Below are 17,889 nucleotides of genomic sequence, written 5' to 3'. Positions count from 1 at the left end.
AATGGGAAAAGGCTAAAGACTGAATTCTCGCCTCACACCAAAAGCGCCAAAGCCAAGCGATTGGTGCTGATCACTTGGCTTTGGCGCTGATATGGCGGTTTTAATTGCTGATCAAGCGCTGCCTATTGCTTGTCTTTCATCGCCGCTTTTAACGCCAATGCTAAAGGACTTTCTTCTGGCTCTTCGGCTTTGCTGTATTGCTTCAACAAGCGCTGTTCTTCGCGCTTGTTCACGCGGCCGCGCTTGCCTTTGGCGGCACTCATTTGCTCAGTGTTACCGCAGTTTTGGCACTTGAAATAATCGCCTTTGGTCCCAGTAAGGACCACCATCTTCTTGTGGCATTGACTGCAGCGGTGATTGGTCAGCTTAGGATCGCGATAGCGGCTGTAGTGACAATCCGGATTGGAACACACCAAACGCACGCCCATCTTCGTGGACTTCTCCCGCAAGCGGCTGCCGCATTCCGGGCATTTCTTCATGGTGAGGTTAGGATCCACATATTCGGTGGTACTTTGTTTGACTTCTAGTACCAAGCGGCGCGTGGCGGCTTTGATATCGGACATGAAGGCGTCACGCGTGGTTTGGCCATGCTCAATGGCTTGCAATTGCTTTTCCCATTGCGCCGTTAAGTCTGGGCTGACCAGATCTGGGTTAACCAGTTTCAACAGCGATTGGCCTTTTGGTGTTACCACCAAATCGCGGCCGCGCTTTTCCATGGCGCCGGCGTTTTGCAATTTATCGATAATATCGGCGCGCGTCGCCGGCGTGCCTAAGCCGTATTTGTCCATTTGGCCTAACAATGTGGCTTCGTTCAACCGCGCTGGCGGCGTGGTTTGTTGGGCCAAGACCTTGTATGTGCCATTAAGCTTAGCCCCAACTGGCAAAGTATCGGCCACGTTCTGCTCGACTGGCTTAAAGCCGGGTTCTTCAACACTTGTTGTCTTCACGCTCAAAGTTTCTTGGCCAGCCTGCAAGGTGTATGTGGCCACGGTAGCGCGATACGCCGGTTTGAACAAATCGATGAAGCGCTCGGCGATCAAGCGGTAGATCTTGAGTTCATCAGCTTCCAAGCGGCTAGGTTCCACCGCTTCTTCTGTGGGGATCAAGCCGTAGTGATCGCCGACTTTAGCATCGTTATAAACATACTTAGGGGCGCTGGCGTGCTTGGCCAATTGCGCCGCCGTTTTTGAATAGCGGCCCATCGCTTGCAAACGCGTGCTCATCGTGGCTTTCAAGTCGCTGGTTAAATACCGCGAATCAGTCCGCGGATAAGTCACTAGTTTCTCGCGTTCATATAAGCGCTGCAAAACGTTCAGCGTCTGCTTCGGGGAGAAGCCGTATTGTTGATTGGCCACTTGTTGCAATTCGTTCAAGTCATAAGGCAAAGGCGGCTGTTCAACCACTTGCTTGGTGGTGACTTTGGCCACTGTCAGCGGCGTCTTCGCCAATTGCTGCTGCGCTTGTTGTGCCGCTTGTTGGCTGGCGAATTGCTTGCTCATGCTGGCAGTGCCTAGCGCGGTTTTGACTTGCAGCTTGTAGAAAGTCTGCGGCTTGAACGCATTGATCTTGGCTTCTTGTTTGGCGACAAAAGCCAGCGTCGGCGTTTGCACCCGCCCGGCAGACAAGGAATCATGATACTTCACCGTCAAGGCCCGCGAGACATTGAGCCCCACCAGCCAATCCGCTTCCGCGCGCGCCAAGGCAGCTTGATGCAGGTGCTCAAATTCTGCCGCCGGCCTCAAGTGCGCGAAGCCGTCTTTGATCGCCGCGTCAGTTTGCGACGAGATCCACAGCCGCTTCAGCGGTTTGTTGAACTGTAAATAATCAAAAATGTAGCGCGCCACCAATTCCCCTTCGCGCCCGGCATCAGTGGCAATGATGCCTTCGGTGATGTCATGGCGCTTGGCGACACTTTTGACGACTGCCAATTGCTTTCTGGTTTCTTTCAGCGGCGTGATCTCAAGATGCTCTGGGATCATCGGCAAGGTGTCAAAAGTCCACTCGGCCCATTCTGGATGGTATTGCTCCGGCATCTTCAAAGTCATTAAATGGCCCAAAGACCACGTCACAAGATAACCATTGCCTTCATAATAGCCATTCTGCTTGGTGTTGGCGCCTAAGACGCGGGCGAGTTCTTTGCCGACACTGGGTTTTTCTGCTAGAACAAGTTTCAATTGAGGTCCTTTCTACTTGAGCTTGTCATGCTCGTAAGTATGGCTGCGCTCTAAGCCGGCGAAGTTCTGCTGGCGCAATGCTTCAAAAATCACCAGCGCTGCACAATTGGATAAGTTCAGCGCGCGCACTTTGTCCGTCATTGGAATGCGCACGGCCTTCTCTGGGTTGGCGCGCATGAACGGTTCCGGCAAGCCGGTGGTTTCCTTGCCGAACATGTAATAATGATCGACGCTGGTGTCAGAATAGTCGACATCCGAATAAGTCTTGTCGGCAAATTTCGACACCAGATACAAATAGCGCTGATCCGGCACCGTGGCCAGAAAATCGTCCAGCGAATCGTGATAAACGATCTTCACGCTGTCCCAATAATCAAGTCCGGCGCGCTTGAGGTGCTTATCGTCGGTTTCAAAGCCCAACGGTTTGATCAAGTGTAAATACGAATCCGTCGCCGCCGCGGTACGGGCGATGTTGCCGGTGTTAGCCGGGATCAATGGTTCAAATAATACGATGTGGTTAGCCATGACTGCCTCCAGAATTTTGTCTATCAACAGTTTACCACAACGTATAACGCGGCGAAGAGACTTCGCCGCGCTGCCCGTTACGATAGGAAAAAGATCACGCTTAATACACCGCAGCCGACCCACAACAACAACACGCCAACCAAATACCAAACTGCTTGCGGCGTGCGCTTGACCACTGCCTGCCACGCCGTGTAAATCGTCAACGCCGCCAGCACCCCTAGCACTAACCAAGTCACGATCACTAACATCGGTATCCTCACTTTCCAACGGGCCTCTTAAGTGTATCAGGTCGCGGCGCAGAGGCGAAATTTTTACCTGAGCCAAGCACTCGCAAACCACCATTTCCCACATTTGTAAATGTTTTGTAAAAACGCTTGCACAATTAAATAGACCATGATATATTATCGGGGTAGATGTCGAGTGGAACTTGGGAAGCGGTGGTGGCCACACCGCTTCAGCGCAGCACCTGGCGCACCAAGTCCCTACACGAGCCGATTTAAGGCGCAGTTGCGCTATGACTCGTGCGTCCAGAGCGTCTGTGCACATTCGCGACGAAGCCAAGTGTTCACATCCCTAGGCAGTATAGCAATATACAGGACGTCATTAGATCAGCTGGCAGGCGGTTGCGCTTGCTGGTACTTAATCAAATAACGATTGGCAGGCAGCAAGAATCGATAGCCTGCCACAACGAATACACGATAGCGAATGCGTTATTGTGTATTTGTCGTGCTTATCCCACATACACCAAAGGCAGCGCAGCAGATTATCTGCTGCGCTGCCTTTGGTGTATGTGGTGAAATAAAGTTCCGATACGATCACCACTGTGCTGACTCAATATATCCGCTAATGCAACTCAAAATGAAATCAGTCACGAGGTTGCATCATTTCTTGCAATCATCAATTACTTTCACCCGCGTTTGTATCCAACTGGAATCCGTACTGCTGTCGTGATGATTCTTAGCCGCATTGACATACTATCCTAGTTCAGACACGGAGGACCAGTACAGCGTAGGCGCGCGGGACCAGCAAGATGGTCAGGCCGTGAACCGATCAGCACAGTAAGCCAAGCGGGTTGTGCTTGGCTTACTGTGCTGATCGCGGCAACTTTTGAGATTTGCGAGGTGAGCCGTAGGCGAACGCAAAGCTCAAAAGTTAGGCGGAAAACGCGCGTCCCCCAGCGCGGTTGGAGCCGGCCGCACAGCCTGCGCCATCTTGCTGGTCCCACGCGCCGGAGCTGCACTGGTCCGGGCTTTATATGACTGTGGTCTTCGTCGAGCTGCGTGGCGCAACGCGGGTGCGGTTAGCTACGCCATCGCACTCGAGGCAAAGTGCGCCTCAAGCGCGATGGCTATGCTACCCGACCCGCTAAGAGCGCGCCACTCCGCTCTGGGGCACAAAAATACCGCCTCGGTGTCTAGCACGGCGAGACGGTACCTTAATCAAGTTTTCTACTGCTAACTTTTATCAATTTCCCAAAAGCAAGCCCTGATAAAAGCCAGAAATAAAAATGCTTAAGAGTAATTTAACACCGCCTTGTGCAAATTGCAACACCTCACCCTAAAAAACTGTCACCTGTAACAAAACAACAGCGACATGAATGCTTTTCGGCGGGTTTTGTAACAAAGCCGCGCGCTTGTCGGCAGGCGCTTGCCAACTCAACGGTGTCATCTTCACGATGTCTTCGAATTGTTCGGGCTTTACGGCAAAATCATAGCTCAAAGGTGTCGCCGTCGCATCTGGGTAAGCCTGCATAAAGCGCGCCAGTACTTGCGCGTTGGAGTATGTGCCCTTCGGCGTGCCGGCGTATAAACCTTGGCGCAATTCGCGCAAATAATCGGCATCTGGGAGCACCTTGAATATGCGTCCACCAGGCTTTAACACCCGTTCAAATTCCGCATACGCCCCTGGTGAAAACAGATCAACAATCACGTCGAAACTGTTTTCCAGAAACGGCAAACGCGCCAGATCTGCGACGCAAAAAAACGCTTCGGTATCCAACGCCCCAGCCAAATTGATCGCCGGTGCCGAAATATCAAACCCCAACGCTGCCGCGCCGGTTTGGGCCAACTTGGCCGTCGGCGTGCCTTCACCGCACCCCACATCCAACAAGCGCTCAGAACCGTTTAAGGCCTTGGCGATGCGCGATACAAACGGGTCAAACAAGCCAGCATCAAGCACCCGCCGGCGCGCGGCCAGCATCACTTCTTCATATTCAGTCTTCACCGGCTTGCTCAAGAAATTCACGGTGCCTTTCTTGGCGAAGTCAACGCGATGACCGTTGGCACAAACTAAACTCAAATCTTCTACTGCCATGGCCTCATGGCACACGGGACAAGCAAACAACGGTGCTTGGGCAGCCGCCCAAGCCGCTTTATGGGCAATTTTTTTCAAAAATGTTTCTCCTGACGAGTTGAAAAGGTACACTATTAATAAACGGAGGTCGATCATGCTCGCTATCTACAAATTCGATGATACAAGTCACCAGCTGAAGACGCAAACCAAAATCACGCCAGGCGTGTGGATCAACGCTGTCGACCCCACGCCTGAAGAACGCGCCGAACTCATGGCCAAAGCCCATGTGCCGGAGCCTTTCTTACTATATGGGATGGATCCTGATGAAGGTGCACGTTACGAATTCGAACCAGACGATGACGCGCACCTGTTGATTTTTGACATGCCTATTGCCGGCCTTGACAAGAAATCCCGTGTCACCTACAAAACAGTGCCTTTAGCGATTATCATCACCAAAACCGCGCTGATCACCATTGACGCCCAAGCGCAGCCTTTGCTGGCGCTTTTTGCCGAAAATCGCGTGGCAGGCTTTAACCCGAGCAAGCGCAATCAAGCGTGCTTATTGATGCTGTATCAAGTGACCGTCGCTTATTTGGCCTACTTGCGCGACATCAACAAAGCCCGCGAAGCCACCGAAGCCAAGCTGCAAAACAACTTGAAAAACGAAGAACTTTACCAAATGATGGGCATTCAGCGCGGCTTGGTTTACTTCATGATGAGCCTCAAAACCGACCGCAACGTGCTTGATCAACTGCGCCGCAGCAACCCTTTGCAGCTTAATGAAGACGACATGGATCTGCTTGATGATATCGTCATCGAAAATCAGCAAGGCTCGGAAATGGCGCAAATCTCCAACACCATCCTCAACGAAACCAGCGATACTTACTCGTCGATCATCAACAACAACATGAACGGCGTGATGAAATTCCTCACGTCATATTCCATCATCTTGACCATCCCCACTTTGGTGTTCTCCTTTTACGTGATGAACGTCGAATTGCCTTGGGCCAACATGCATTCCAGCTGGATCATCACCATCGCCATTTCAGTTGTGATCGGCGTCTTGTTAGGCTTTGAATTCTGGCGCAAAAAATATTTCTAAGCGTTAAGACCTGTGCAACCGCAAGTGGCTGCACAGGTCTTTTTGGTTGCTTTGTTTCGTGTAAAACCCAATTGGCATCTGCCAATAGTTGTTGATCAAGTCGCTAACGATCCTGGTCTGGACAGCGGAGAAGGCGCGCGAGGATTGTGCCGCCGATTGGTTTAAGACGCACTGGCTGCCCACCAGTGGGCCAATTCAACTTGCTGCACATGGCGCATGTCGGCGATATCCAGTTTGGTCACATTGCCATTGGCTTCTTGCAAGAATACCTGCGCAGCGTCGTGGCCTAACACCAAGCCTTGAAACGCCGCGGCATGCGTCGCACCAAATGTTGGCATCATCTGGATCGCTACTGGGGTTTGGGCTTGCCAAGCCGCCGTCAATTGCGCATCGATATCCTCAGCCGACATCTCCGCTAACATCACACTTGGTTGATCACTTTGCGCTTCTTGTTCAAGATAGGCACTGTGATCAGACAACAGCCACCCCATCCAATTCATCATGCACCGATCATCATATAACCACATTTCACGCGGCACCTGCCGCGGCTGGTTTTCAGCCATGCGCTCAGCTCCTTTCTTTAAAGTTATTATACAAACATATGTTCGCGATGTGCAAGTCAAAGTTTTGCCCAGCACGCAAAATGATTGCCAAACAAAAAATAACTGACCAGTCATTGACTCGCCAGTCACTCGGTGCTACACTGACAGCGCAATCAGTTAGTTACGCTATTCAAGGAGGCCAAGTTATGGCACAGGCAGTGGTTCAAATTACGCACCTTAAAAAGAATTTCGGCAAATTCCAAGCCTTAAAAGACATCACCATGACCGTCAACGCCGGCGAGGTTTTCGGCTTCATCGGTCCCAACGGCGCCGGCAAGTCGACCACCATCCGCACGTTGCTAGGGATCTTGCATGCAAGCGGCGGCAAGGCGACCATTTTTGGCCAAGATGTGTGGCATGATGCCGTGGCGATCCACAAGCGCTTGGCTTATGTACCAGGCGATGTCAACTTGTGGCCGAATTTATCCGGCGGCGAAACCATCGATTTGTTCTTGCGCCTCAATGGCCAAACGCACACGGCACACACCGATGAATTGATCAAGGCGTTTGATTTGGACGTTGCCAAACCTAATCGCACCTACTCCAAAGGCAATCGGCAAAAAGTTGCCTTGATCGCGGCGTTTTCCACTGATGCTGAATTGTACATCTTCGATGAGCCGACATCAGGCTTAGATCCGCTGATGGAAGAAGTGTTTCAACAACACGTACTAGCGTTGAAAGCCGCCGGTAAAGCGGTATTGCTGTCCAGCCATATTTTAAGTGAAGTCGAGCGCATGTGTGATCGCATTGCCATCATCCGTGCCGGTGAAATCATTGAAGTTGGCACTTTGGCGGCAATGCGCCAATTGTCCCGTACCCAAGTGACAGTCACCACCGCCCAAGATCCTGCCGCCTTAGCCAAATTGCCTGCGGTGCACAACTTCAGCCAGCACGCTGATCAGGCGACTTTTGCCGTGGATTCTGAACAATTAGCCAGCGTCATGAAGGCCTTGGCCCCGCTTGAGATCCAAGCGCTGCAAAGCACGCCGCCGACTTTGGAAGACTTGTTCTTGCGCTATTACAACCAGGAGGCCTGACATGAGGGGATTTGCACAAGGCGGGCAATTGCTGCGCTTGAATCTGCGCCGCGACTGGCTGAAAAGCTTGGCGTGGCTGATCGGCTTAGTTGGGTTAATGGCAGGTGCCGCGGCTAAATTCGATGGGCTGTATGGCACGCAACAAGCCATGGCCAGCATCATCACAACTTTAAAAACACCGGCGATGGTGTCGCTATTAGGGCCTTTTACCGCAACCAAGCCTTATACCGTCGCTGCAATTTACGCCGCGGAAATGATGGTGTTTATGGGCTTGTTTGCGGCGATGATGAATATTTATTTTGCTATTCACGCCACGCGCGCTGATGAAGACACCGGCATCACCGAATTGATCGCCGCACATGCCGTCGGCCGCTATGCCAGCTTAAGCGCGGCGATCGGGCAGCTGATCAGCTTGAATTTAGTCGTTGGCATCTGCGCAGCGCTTGGGCTGGCAGCGTCAGGCATGAGCGGCATGAATATGGCGGGCAATTGGCTGTTTGGCTTGGGTTTGGCGGCTTTTGGGCTGATGTTTGGTGCCAGCAGCCTGTGCTTTGCCCAACTGGCCGACGCCAGCCGCAGCGCCACACTGCTCAGCTATAGTTGGCTGGGGTTATTGTTTGTCGCCCGCATGGCAACTGATGTGACTGAGCCAAAATATACCTGGTTCACCCTTTACGGTTGGATCGAAAAACTCGATATCTACGGCCGCAACAATTGGGGCCCCGTGGTGCTGATGCTTGCGTTGACAGTGGTGCTGTTAATGGCCACGCTTTTCATTGCCGCCAAACGCGATCTTGGCGCCGGCTTGATGCCTCAACGCTCAGGCCGCAAGCAAGCCAGCCGCTTGATGCGTGGGCCAATGAGTTTGATCATGCGCTTGGAGCGGACCAGCAGTGTCATTTGGCTTGTTGGCATGTTGCTGCTAGGCGCGACTTATGGGTCGATTTTTGGCACCGCCGGGGATTTATTACAATCTAATCCCACCATGGCCAAGCTGATCGGTACTGCGGCGACGCATGCGGCCAATCGCACCATTGTGTTAAGCTTCGCCAATAAACTGGCGGTGATTTTCGTGGTGTTAGCCAGCGTACCGGGGTTGATCGCCATTTTCCGATTGAACAATGACGAACGCAAAGGCTATTTCGAACAATTGCATGCCCGCGCTGTCAGCCGCGCCCGCTTGTATACGGCTATCGTCGGCTTTGCCACCGGATTGGCCTTGTTGGCGTTTCTGGCGGCAATGTGTGGCATGATCGCCGCTGGCATTGCCGTGATGCCGCAAGCGCCCACAGTTGCCCGCTTCATGCGCGGATTCTGGGGTTTTGCGCCGGCGTTGGTGGTCACTTGCGGCATTGCGGCCTTATTCGCTGGGCTTTTGCCGCGCTGGCAAAATGTTGCGTGGCTGATCCCGCTGTATGGCGTTTTCTCCTTGTATCTGGGCTCACTGTTGGACCTGCCAGAAGCGGCCACCAAACTCACCCCTTATGGCTGGGTCAATGCCGTGCCGCTGCATCAGGTGCAATGGCCGACTGCAGCGTGGATGACGGTGCTGGCTTTGGGGTTGATGCTTGCTGGGTTGATTGCGTATGCTAGAAGAGATCTCACAGAAAACTAGGTGAAATAATGGCTAAATCTCGTCCCACCATCGATCCTCAAAAACACCAGCGCATCCTTGATGCGGCGATGCACGAATTCGCACGTCTCGGCTTTCGCGATGCGAAAACCGACCACATCGCCGAAGCCGCCGATGTGTCCAAAGGCTTGCTTTTCAATTATTTTGGCTCTAAAGCCAACTTATATGTAACCACTGTGCAAGCCACTTACACCAAGATCACTCAAGCCGCCGATATGAGTGTTTGGCAAGACGCCAAAGATCTTTCCACCATGCTGACGCGGGCGTTGCGCTACAAGATCCAGCTGCAGCTGACTTACCCTGATGAATTCGCCTTGGCCATGGCTGCATACGCCGAAGTCGGCAGTTTGCCTGCCAAGCTGCGGCCCAAAGTCCAAGCTATTTGGGAAAACACCTTGCAGCAATCCGTGCCGGAAATGGTCACCCCGGTCTTAAACCGCCTGCCGCTGCGCGATGGCATCTCAACAACCACCGTGGCTAACATGATCTTGATGGTTTCTGAACTCATCGGCCAGCAAGCCAAAGTCATGATCCGCCAAGACCCGCAAATCAAAATCGAAGCCTTTGATCCGGTCATCGCCCAAGCCAAACAATACATGGCGATCTTAGAACACGGCTTCTTGAAAGACTGAGCAGCATGCAAATAACGCGCCACCGCAGGCTTGTGCGGTGGCGCGTTATTTTAATGAGCAGCTGACGCTCACGCGGCTTTGCGCGAAGTGATGACCAACACACAAATCGCTTCCAGCACCAATAAGCCAGCGAGCAGTGCCAAAGCATGGCTGGAACCAACAATGGTCCCTGCTGCAACTGAGCGGGCCCCTGCTTGCCCAGCAGCGACGATAGCGGCCGTCACACTGGTACCAACGGCGGCGGCAAACTGCTGCAACGTGTTGAAAATCGCATTGCCATCGGTATGCATCGCTTCTTCAAGCTGATTCAGGCCATGCGTCATTAAATTCCCATAACTCAACCCGATGCCTAACATGAAACAAGCATACAACCCGACGATCAACCCATCATGCAGCCAACTGGCCGCCAACCACATCACCACCACGCCGACTAGCGCTGCTATCGCGCCAGTGCGCAGCGGCAACTTGGCGCCAACGCGGTCAAACCAGCGACCAGCAAGCGGCCCGGCCACAGCGCCTAATGCACCGCCTGGCAACACCACCAAGCCGGCGATCAAGGAAGTTTTGCCATTCGCCAATTGAATATAATTTGGCAGTAGGAATGACAAGCCCAACGCGGCTACTTGCAAACACACAAAAGCAACCACGATCACAGAATAGTGCCAATTGGCAAACAAGCGCAAATTGATGATCGGCTCAGGAATGGCCAATGAACGCCAAACAAAAGCGATCAGCGCCACGACGCCGATTGCAAACACCAAAAGGCTGCCGGCACTGATGCCATAGATCAACCCGCAGAAGGTCATCACGATCAATAACACGCTGAACCAATCGATGCCAACGGCTTGCGGGGGATTTTTCTGTTGGATGCACACCAAACCTAAGATCAAAGCAAACACCAAAAGCGGCAACAAGAAATAGAAGATATACCGCCAAGAAAAGCTCGACGCGACTAAGCCGCCAAACGTTGGCCCGATCGCAGGCGCCACGCCAGTGATCATGGCGCCTACCCCCATCATCATCCCGATTTTCTGCGGCGGAACTTGTTCCAAAATGATATTAAACATCAACGGCAATGCGATACCAGTACCTAAACCTTGCACCGCGCGGCCCAGCAGCAGCACGCCAAAGCTTGGTGCAAAAGCGTCTAACGCCACGCCGAGAATGAAGAAGCTGATGGCGACGAGAAACAAGCTGCGGGTTTTGAAGCGCCGCTTAAGCATCGCTGATAATGGCACCATGGCCGCCACCACCAATAAATACAAAGTGGTCATCCATTGCACCATGTTCGTTGCCACGCCAAACTCGCGCATCAGCGTCGGAAACGTGACGTTCATGGCGGTTTCCACGATCACCCCGCAAAACGACATCAGCCCGGTGGCAATGACCGCCCCGAGCACTTTTTTAGAAATTCGATTCGACAAGTTCGTCCCTCCACTCGTTAGCAAGCTAACGAATACCAGTATAACGCACCGCAATTTGATTGCAACACTGGATTTAATCTACCGCGTTGAGCTTGGTAAAATACTGCAGCACTGCCAAGAAGTCAGCGCGCTGGGCTGGGGTGAAGGCCGCTTCTAAGGCGTGTTGTTGTTGGCCGATGTACTGATCGATATCTTGATGCAAGTCATGCGCCTTGGCCGTTAAGGTGACAACTTTCTGCCGCGCATCTTGCGCACTGGCATGGCGGGTGATCAAGCCGCGCTGTTCCATGCGCTGCAAGGCCACTGTCGCCGTAGAACGCTGAATGTTAAACTCAGCTTCGATATCGCGCTGCAACACCGCATCGTGATTGCCGACATAATCGATGATCGACATTTGCACACCAGTTAATTCGTATTGCTTGGCGAAAACGTCCATGCAGCGGTTCATTTGGTTAGTCGCTTGTTTGATCAATTTACCAAAGTCTTGTGCCATAGCATTGCCCCCTTACGTTGCAGATTTACTATACCATGGATATTGCCTGGGCAATAACTTTTTGCCAGCCTGCACCGGTGCTTGGGCCAAGTCGCCCAAACGGCAACCCGCCTTATACGCATCGCTAAATTTGCTTTGCTCCGCTCTGGGGTTTTCTTCGTCGAGCTGCGCAAAGCAACGCGATTGCGTGTAAGCTGTCCCGAGCTTATGGCAAAGACCGCTATTAGCTCAGGCCATCTTACACACATCGCTAAAACCGCTTTGCTCCGCTCTGGGCACAAAAACAGCGTGTTTCCTGCTTCAACAGGTGCCACGCTGCAAAAAAATTACTTATCGTCGTGCTTGCGGCTCAATTCGTCCACTTTGTCTTTGACGGCATCTTTAGCTTCTTCAAGCTTCTCTTTGACCTTGCCGCGCCCTTCTTGAGCCTTGCCTTGCGCTTGGCGCGTCTTGTCGTGAGTGAGCTTGCCTTCTGCTTGTTTGGCTTTGCCGCTTAGTTGATCCTTAGCTGCATCCAACTTGTCATCTAAACTCATTGTGATCCTCCTTGTCCTCATGGGCAACTAACAACAGGCATTACTGCCTGTCTTTAGCATACCTAATCACAAGCAGGCTTGGCAATCCTAAGCATTAGCAGTTGGTTAAATCACTGGTGGTTTGCACTTGAAACTGCGCATCCAGCTGTTGTGCCAAGGTGATGCGTTCAGCTTGGCTGAGCTCACTGCGCTCACTAGCAGCCGCGGCGGTGGCAACGACTTGTGCGTACAACGCATATTTGGCGATTTCAGGCGAATCGGTGGTAGAAACCAGCGCCTGCTCAAACCCAGCAACTGTCGCCACGCGCAATTGATCCGCATCGACACAATAGCCGCTGGCAAAATTGTCCTGTGCGTTCACTAAGTAATAATCTGTCATCGATCGTCGCCTTCTTCTCAATTATTCCGCTAATAAGCATACACCAACGGCCCTGCGGCGGCCACTATCGCACACCACCTTCACAGCAAAGTGCCATTGATGCGACAAATTGGCACAACTATCGCGCCATTTTCTCGCCGCGCACAATCAACATCTCTGGCGCTTGTGTCCAAGGCGCATGATCGGCAATATCTTGCGCACTGCCGCGCGGCTCGGCCATACCAGTCACGGTCAAGCCGTTGTTCAACAAGCTGTTGACGATAGTCGCCATGGTGTGATGGTACTTAGGCACTTGATGCTTGAGAAAAGTCGTGTCGCGCAGCCCTTCGTCAAAATAATGTGCCACCGGCCACACCGTTTGCCCTTGCGTGGTTTGCACCCATTGTTCGTGCCCTTCGGCGGTAAATACAGGATGCTCAATGGTAAACAGTACCTGCCCGCCTGGCGTCAGCATCCCCGCAATCCGCCGCAGCAAATCATTGAGATCGGGCACATAATGAAACGCCAATGAACTGATCACCAGCTCATAAGCGGCATTTGGCTGGACATAAGTTGTCAGATCCCCGCTGGCATAGGTGATCCCAGGGGCTGCATTGCGCCGCTTGGCTTCTGCCAGCATACGCTTGGAACTATCGATACCAAGCACCGACTTGGCGCCATGTTCGATCGCATAGCGGCATTGCCAGCCATAGCCGCAGCCTAAATCAAGCACCCGCAAGCCGTGCAAGTCCGGCAATAGCGCCGCAAAATCCGGCCACTCACCGGCACCATTTAAGCCATGTTGACTGCGCGGCATTTGCGCATAAGCGGCAAAGAAGGCCGCATCATCATATGGATTACTCATCAATTACACCCCTTTAAATCATGCGTTGTTGCGGCTAAACAATTGTACATTCCTGCTGGCATCGGTATAGTAGATGACAAAGCAGTTGCTGTGAACATGGAGGCTTCGTCATGGAACTTCGCTTATTGGAATACTTCTTGGCAATTGACGCAGCCGGCTCGATTTCACAAGCCGCCTTGCGCTTACACATCACCCAACCCACGCTGTCGCGGCAGCTTAAAGGCCTGGAAGCCGAGCTTGGTGCGCCGCTGTTCACCCGCGATCATCACGGCTTGACCTTGACGCAAGCTGGTTTGTATCTCAAGTCGCGCGCCCAAGAGATCTTGACCTTGACCCAACAAACTCAGCAGTCGTTCATCGATCGCCGGCAGGAATTGTTCAGCGGCCACCTCACCATTGGCGCCGTGGAAGCCGACAGCAGTCATATGCTGGCCCGAAAGCTTGCTGCGTTTACCGCGACTTATCCGGCGGTGACTTTTGACTTGTTTACCGGCACCAGCGATGACTTGTTCGATCGGCTGGACAAAGGCTTGATCGACTTGGCATTATTGCTGGAGCCGGTCAATGCCGACAAATACGACCATTTGACCTTAGCGCACACCGAGCGTTGGGGCTTGGTGGCCAGTGTCAATGACCCCAAGGCCGCGCAAGAAGTCATTACGCCAGCAGATTTGCCGCAGATCCCGTTGATCATTTCCAGTCGCTCAGCGGTGCAGCAGCTGCTGGCTGACTGGGCCCAACTGGACTTAGACCAGTTGAAGATCGCCGGCCACTTCAACTTGATCTTCAATATTCTGCCATTAGTGCAACAAGGCGTCGGCGCTGCATTGACTATCGAAGGCGTCATCGACTTGCACAACCACAACAGCGTGCGCTTCATCCCCTTCTCGCCGCAGGTCCAAACCCACACCGTGTTGGCCTGGCGCAAAAATCGCCTGCAAACACCGATCACCACGGCATTCATCAACCACTTCAAAGATCTGTCGCAATGACAAAGCGCCAAAGCCAGCCAGGTTTTGGCGCTTTTGTTTGCAAACTAGCCGAGGTCTTCGCCATTAGTGGCGATCACGTGCTGATACCACTTGAATGAATCCTTACGCGAGCGCGCCAAGGTACCGACGCCTTCATCGTTCTTATCCACATAGATAAAGCCATAACGCTTGTCCATTTGCCCGCTGCCAGCAGAAACCAAGTCGATGCAGCCCCAAGGCATATAGCCTAACAGCTGTACCCCATCTTCTGCCACGGCTTGTTTCATTTGTTCGATGTGCGCCTTCAAATACGCCACGCGGTAGGGATCATGAATACTGCCGTCTGCTTCGACTTTGTCATACGCGCCAAGACCGTTTTCCACGATCATCAGCGGCAGGCGGTAGCGCTCAGAAAGCCAATTCATGCTGTAGCGCAAGCCCACCGGATCAATGGTCCAGCCCCAGTCGTTCTTAGGCAGATGCGGGTTGGCCACTTGAGCGTTGACCCCGTCAAAATCGTAACCTGGATTGTCGCTTGCTGCCGCCACTGTGTTAGAGCTGTAATACGAAAAGCCCACATAATCTACCGGCCCTTGAGCCAACACCGCAAAGTCTGCAGCACTGCGATCCAACTTGATGTTGTGCTGGGCAAAATAAGCTTCCATATAGGCAGGATACTGCCCAAATACATGCACATCCGACCACCAGAAGCGCTTTTGCATTGCTTTATCCGCCATTAACACATCTTCTGGTTGCGAACTGGCTGGGTATTGCGGCGTGAAGTTGACCATGCAGCCGATTTGATTGTTGGCATCGATGCTGTGGCCTAACGCCACGGCTTGCGCACTGGCCACCAACTCATAATGGCTAGCTTGATACATCGTGGCTTCGCGCACTTTAGCCGGCGTGCCAGGTTCAAACAGCAGCCCAGAGTTGGTCGCCACGGCGAAATCATGATTGTATGCGCATTGATTGTTGATTTCGTTGAAGGTCATCCAATATTTCACCACGCCTTTATAGCGGGTGAAGCAAGCTTCGGCAAAGCGCATGAAGAAGCCGATCATCCGCCGATCGCGCCAGCCGCCATATTGTTTGATCAAGTGATAAGGCATTTCAAAATGCGAAAGTGTCACCACCGGCTCGATACCATACTTGTGGCACTCGGCAAACACCTGGTCATAAAAGGCCAGCCCGGCTTCGTTAGGCGTGTCTTCATCCCCATTAGGGAAGATCCGCGTCCAAGCAATCGAGGTGCGAAAGGCCTTGAAGCCCATTTCGGCAAATAACGCGATGTCTTCTTTGTAGTGATGGTAGAAGTCAATGGCCTCATGGTTCGGGTAATTGCGCCCAGGCAGCACCCCGTCGGTGATTTGCCGTTCGATGCCGTTGCCCCCAGCGGTCATCACATCAGCAATCGATACCCCTTTGCCGCCTGCTTGCCAGCCGCCTTCCAGCTGATGGGCAGCCACAGCGCCGCCCCATAAGAAATCTTTTGGTAGTACACTCACATTCAACACTCCTATCTGCGCACGATGTTAGCGCTTTATGCTTATTGTACCGCAACTTGGTGTGAACACGGCACCACGATTCGCATCAGGCATAACGAATGTACTTACTATGCATTAGTATTTTTGTTTGTGAACGCGCATAATAGAACTGGTTTAATTATCATCAAGGAAGGGATACCACCATGCAAAAAACATTCAGCTTCGATCAAACATTAAACGTTAACCGCCTTGGCTATGGCACCATGCAATTGCCAGGCAAAGGCGTTTGGGGGCCTTCTGTTGACCCTGACAATGCCGCTGCCGTGATTGAAACCGCCATTGACCACGGCGTAAATTTCATCGACACCGCCGATGCTTATGGGCCGCTGTATGCCAACCTTTATCTGCGTGAAGCGCTGAAACAGCGCCCCAACAGCCAAGTAATGGTCGCCACTAAAGTCGGCTTCACCCGCCAAGGTCCTGATCAATGGATTCCGCTTGGGGCGCCTGCTTATTTGCGGCAACAAGTTGAATTAAACTTAATGACCTTGGGCTTGGATCATATCGACTTGCTGCAGCTGCACCGTATCGACCCCAACTACCCGCTGGCAGATCAAATCGGGGAATTGGCCAAGCTGCAACAAGAAGGCAAGATTCGCCACATCGGCTTAAGCCAAGTGTCTGTCGCTGAAATTCAAGCCGCGCAGAAGATCGCCCCAATTGTTTCGGTCCAAAACCGTTACAACCTGATCGACCGCAAAGATGAAGCCGTCTTGAACTACGCTGAAGCCAACCATTTGGCCTTTATTCCTTGGTTCCCATTGGCCACCGGCAAACTGGCCCAAGGCGAAGCACTACAAGCCATCGCCAAGCGCTACAATGCCAGCCCGGCACAAATCGCCTTGGCTTGGCTGCTGAAGCGTTCTGATGTGATCTTGCCGATTCCTGGCACCAGCTCAACTCAGCACGTCGTTGACAACATTGCCGCGCAAGACATCGCATTAAGCCAAAGCGACTTTGACACCTTAGATCAATTAGGCCGCCAGCAACAATAAGCTACTGACTCGCAATTACGCGTTTGTAATTGTGAGTTTTTTTGTCATTCATCGCAAGTACAAAGCAGCCAAAAAAAGCGATTAACCGAAATCCGGCCAATCGCTGCTAAGCATGTTTAACTGCCGCATTCCGCCTAGTTGCTTGCTTCGTCAGCCAGGTGCTGCATGTATATTTCTCTCGAGGATCTATGAGTGACCGTCACGAAATCGGTCACCCATTTCTCACTGTGCATTCAGGCTACACCTTAAAGTAAAGTTTAAGGCAAGCCCTGAATGCGAATTTAATGCCCTGTGTTAAGCAATGCGACGATCCTCAATCACATGCAACGATCCAATGTCAGAATTTCAGCATTCGTCGAGCTGAGCGGCGCAAATCATTACCATCGGATTTAGAGCGATCCGACGTTCGTTTGTCCATGTACACCAAACCAAGCACTAAACTGATTCTACTGTGGAGGACAGGTGTTGCGTGTCAAGGGCGGTCTTGAAATGCAGGTTTATGGCGGTTTAAAAATGTAGGTTTTAGGCGGTCAACCAGCACCTTTCAGGCGGTATGATTTCCCCGTGATCTTCACCACATGTACATGGTGAACTAGACGGTCCAGGATTGCCGCAGTCACAGTTGGGTTCTGGAAGATTTCTACCCAGCCGGATAAGTCAGTGTTGCTGGTGATGATGGTTGAGTGTTTCTCATACCTTGCATTGA

Annotated in this window: 18 protein-coding genes; 6 read left to right on the top strand and 12 right to left on the bottom strand. The window is 52.4% G+C overall.

All coding sequences use genetic code 11. The features are described 5' to 3' along the window. Positions 1-122: 122 nt before the first annotated feature. The 4 genes from ACGG90_RS11655 to ACGG90_RS11640 form a co-directional block, all read right to left on the bottom strand. Positions 123-2,174 carry a DNA topoisomerase 3 gene (locus ACGG90_RS11655; protein WP_390409597.1) on the bottom strand — a complete coding sequence of 684 codons (2,052 nt, stop codon included), beginning with the start codon at positions 2,172-2,174 and terminating at the stop codon, positions 123-125. 12 nt (positions 2,175-2,186) lie between these two features. Further along, positions 2,187-2,696, bottom strand: a complete 510-nt coding sequence (gene trmL, locus ACGG90_RS11650) for a tRNA (uridine(34)/cytosine(34)/5-carboxymethylaminomethyluridine(34)-2'-O)-methyltransferase TrmL (RefSeq protein ID WP_390409595.1) — start codon at positions 2,694-2,696, stop codon at positions 2,187-2,189. A 77-nt stretch (positions 2,697-2,773) separates the two neighbouring features. Then, the gene (locus ACGG90_RS11645) at positions 2,774-2,944 is read right to left on the bottom strand and encodes a hypothetical protein (protein ID WP_390409594.1); all 171 of its coding nucleotides are present in this window, start codon (positions 2,942-2,944) and stop codon (positions 2,774-2,776) included. Between the two features lie 1,309 nt (positions 2,945-4,253). Beyond that, positions 4,254-5,087 carry a methyltransferase domain-containing protein gene (locus ACGG90_RS11640; RefSeq protein ID WP_390409593.1) on the bottom strand — a complete coding sequence of 278 codons (834 nt, stop codon included), beginning with the start codon at positions 5,085-5,087 and terminating at the stop codon, positions 4,254-4,256. A 55-nt stretch (positions 5,088-5,142) separates the two neighbouring features. Here ACGG90_RS11640 and ACGG90_RS11635 point away from each other — a divergent pair, with 55 nt between their 5' ends. Further along, the gene (locus ACGG90_RS11635) at positions 5,143-6,090 is read left to right on the top strand and encodes a magnesium transporter CorA family protein (protein ID WP_390409592.1); all 948 of its coding nucleotides are present in this window, start codon (positions 5,143-5,145) and stop codon (positions 6,088-6,090) included. 161 nt (positions 6,091-6,251) lie between these two features. Here ACGG90_RS11635 and ACGG90_RS11630 read toward each other — a convergent pair whose 3' ends face one another. Next, positions 6,252-6,653, bottom strand: a complete 402-nt coding sequence (locus ACGG90_RS11630; RefSeq protein WP_390409590.1) for a DNA-directed RNA polymerase subunit beta — start codon at positions 6,651-6,653, stop codon at positions 6,252-6,254. 185 nt (positions 6,654-6,838) lie between these two features. Here ACGG90_RS11630 and ACGG90_RS11625 point away from each other — a divergent pair, with 185 nt between their 5' ends. From ACGG90_RS11625 to ACGG90_RS11615, 3 genes are read left to right on the top strand one after another with little or no spacing between them, the layout of a single operon-like run. Further along, positions 6,839-7,729: an ABC transporter ATP-binding protein gene (locus tag ACGG90_RS11625; RefSeq protein WP_390409589.1), complete on the top strand. Its 891-nt coding sequence runs from the start codon at positions 6,839-6,841 to the stop codon at positions 7,727-7,729. Between the two features lies 1 nt (position 7,730). Next, positions 7,731-9,344 carry an ABC transporter permease gene (locus ACGG90_RS11620; protein WP_390409588.1) on the top strand — a complete coding sequence of 538 codons (1,614 nt, stop codon included), beginning with the start codon at positions 7,731-7,733 and terminating at the stop codon, positions 9,342-9,344. 8 nt (positions 9,345-9,352) lie between these two features. Beyond that, positions 9,353-9,994, top strand: coding sequence for a TetR/AcrR family transcriptional regulator (locus ACGG90_RS11615; RefSeq protein ID WP_390409586.1), 642 nt, complete (start codon positions 9,353-9,355; stop codon positions 9,992-9,994). 68 nt (positions 9,995-10,062) lie between these two features. Here ACGG90_RS11615 and ACGG90_RS11610 read toward each other — a convergent pair whose 3' ends face one another. The 5 genes from ACGG90_RS11610 to ACGG90_RS11590 all read right to left on the bottom strand — a co-directional run bounded on the left by ACGG90_RS11610 (position 10,063) and on the right by ACGG90_RS11590 (position 13,670). Further along, the gene (locus tag ACGG90_RS11610) at positions 10,063-11,418 is read right to left on the bottom strand and encodes an MFS transporter (protein ID WP_390409584.1); all 1,356 of its coding nucleotides are present in this window, start codon (positions 11,416-11,418) and stop codon (positions 10,063-10,065) included. 73 nt (positions 11,419-11,491) lie between these two features. Beyond that, positions 11,492-11,911, bottom strand: a complete 420-nt coding sequence (locus tag ACGG90_RS11605) for a MarR family winged helix-turn-helix transcriptional regulator (RefSeq protein WP_390409583.1) — start codon at positions 11,909-11,911, stop codon at positions 11,492-11,494. A 326-nt stretch (positions 11,912-12,237) separates the two neighbouring features. Then, complete coding sequence (locus ACGG90_RS11600; protein ID WP_390409582.1) at positions 12,238-12,447, bottom strand: CsbD family protein; 210 nt, start codon at positions 12,445-12,447, stop codon at positions 12,238-12,240. Positions 12,448-12,541: 94 nt separating this feature from the next. After that, the gene (locus ACGG90_RS11595) at positions 12,542-12,826 is read right to left on the bottom strand and encodes a hypothetical protein (RefSeq protein WP_390409580.1); all 285 of its coding nucleotides are present in this window, start codon (positions 12,824-12,826) and stop codon (positions 12,542-12,544) included. 118 nt (positions 12,827-12,944) lie between these two features. Further along, entirely contained in the window at positions 12,945-13,670 is a 726-nt protein-coding gene (locus ACGG90_RS11590; protein WP_390409578.1) for a class I SAM-dependent methyltransferase, read from the bottom strand. A 110-nt stretch (positions 13,671-13,780) separates the two neighbouring features. On the opposite strand from ACGG90_RS11590, the gene ACGG90_RS11585 reads away from it, so the two are divergent. Further along, on the top strand, positions 13,781-14,662 hold the full coding sequence (locus ACGG90_RS11585; protein ID WP_390409577.1) for a LysR family transcriptional regulator: 882 nt from the start codon (positions 13,781-13,783) through the stop codon (positions 14,660-14,662). A 44-nt stretch (positions 14,663-14,706) separates the two neighbouring features. On the opposite strand, the gene ACGG90_RS11580 is transcribed toward ACGG90_RS11585, so the two are convergent. Beyond that, complete coding sequence (locus ACGG90_RS11580) at positions 14,707-16,155, bottom strand: 6-phospho-beta-glucosidase (protein ID WP_390409576.1); 1,449 nt, start codon at positions 16,153-16,155, stop codon at positions 14,707-14,709. A gap of 176 nt (positions 16,156-16,331) precedes the next feature. Here ACGG90_RS11580 and ACGG90_RS11575 point away from each other — a divergent pair, with 176 nt between their 5' ends. Then, positions 16,332-17,183, top strand: coding sequence for an aldo/keto reductase (locus ACGG90_RS11575; RefSeq protein ID WP_390409574.1), 852 nt, complete (start codon positions 16,332-16,334; stop codon positions 17,181-17,183). A 530-nt stretch (positions 17,184-17,713) separates the two neighbouring features. Here the strand turns inward: ACGG90_RS11575 and ACGG90_RS11570 are convergent. Beyond that, the coding region (locus ACGG90_RS11570; protein ID WP_390409644.1) for an ATP-binding protein at positions 17,714-17,889 on the bottom strand (176 nt) is incomplete at its 5' end.

The organism is Lacticaseibacillus jixiensis (assembly GCF_042847315.1).
In the GTDB taxonomy this organism is placed as follows: Bacteria; Bacillota; Bacilli; order Lactobacillales; family Lactobacillaceae; genus Lacticaseibacillus; species Lacticaseibacillus jixiensis.
This window is presented reverse-complemented; position numbering and strand designations above follow the sequence as displayed.

Coding starts and splice junctions, on each gene's coding strand:
- trmL (WP_390409595.1), bottom strand. CDS start 2,696: ATGGCTAACCACATCGTATTATTTGAACCATTGATCCCGGCTAACACC.
- ACGG90_RS11645 (WP_390409594.1), bottom strand. CDS start 2,944: ATGTTAGTGATCGTGACTTGGTTAGTGCTAGGGGTGCTGGCGGCGTTG.
- ACGG90_RS11635 (WP_390409592.1), top strand. CDS start 5,143: ATGCTCGCTATCTACAAATTCGATGATACAAGTCACCAGCTGAAGACG.
- ACGG90_RS11630 (WP_390409590.1), bottom strand. CDS start 6,653: ATGGCTGAAAACCAGCCGCGGCAGGTGCCGCGTGAAATGTGGTTATAT.
- ACGG90_RS11625 (WP_390409589.1), top strand. CDS start 6,839: ATGGCACAGGCAGTGGTTCAAATTACGCACCTTAAAAAGAATTTCGGC.
- ACGG90_RS11620 (WP_390409588.1), top strand. CDS start 7,731: ATGAGGGGATTTGCACAAGGCGGGCAATTGCTGCGCTTGAATCTGCGC.
- ACGG90_RS11615 (WP_390409586.1), top strand. CDS start 9,353: ATGGCTAAATCTCGTCCCACCATCGATCCTCAAAAACACCAGCGCATC.
- ACGG90_RS11605 (WP_390409583.1), bottom strand. CDS start 11,911: ATGGCACAAGACTTTGGTAAATTGATCAAACAAGCGACTAACCAAATG.
- ACGG90_RS11600 (WP_390409582.1), bottom strand. CDS start 12,447: ATGAGTTTAGATGACAAGTTGGATGCAGCTAAGGATCAACTAAGCGGC.
- ACGG90_RS11595 (WP_390409580.1), bottom strand. CDS start 12,826: ATGACAGATTATTACTTAGTGAACGCACAGGACAATTTTGCCAGCGGC.
- ACGG90_RS11590 (WP_390409578.1), bottom strand. CDS start 13,670: ATGAGTAATCCATATGATGATGCGGCCTTCTTTGCCGCTTATGCGCAA.
- ACGG90_RS11585 (WP_390409577.1), top strand. CDS start 13,781: ATGGAACTTCGCTTATTGGAATACTTCTTGGCAATTGACGCAGCCGGC.
- ACGG90_RS11575 (WP_390409574.1), top strand. CDS start 16,332: ATGCAAAAAACATTCAGCTTCGATCAAACATTAAACGTTAACCGCCTT.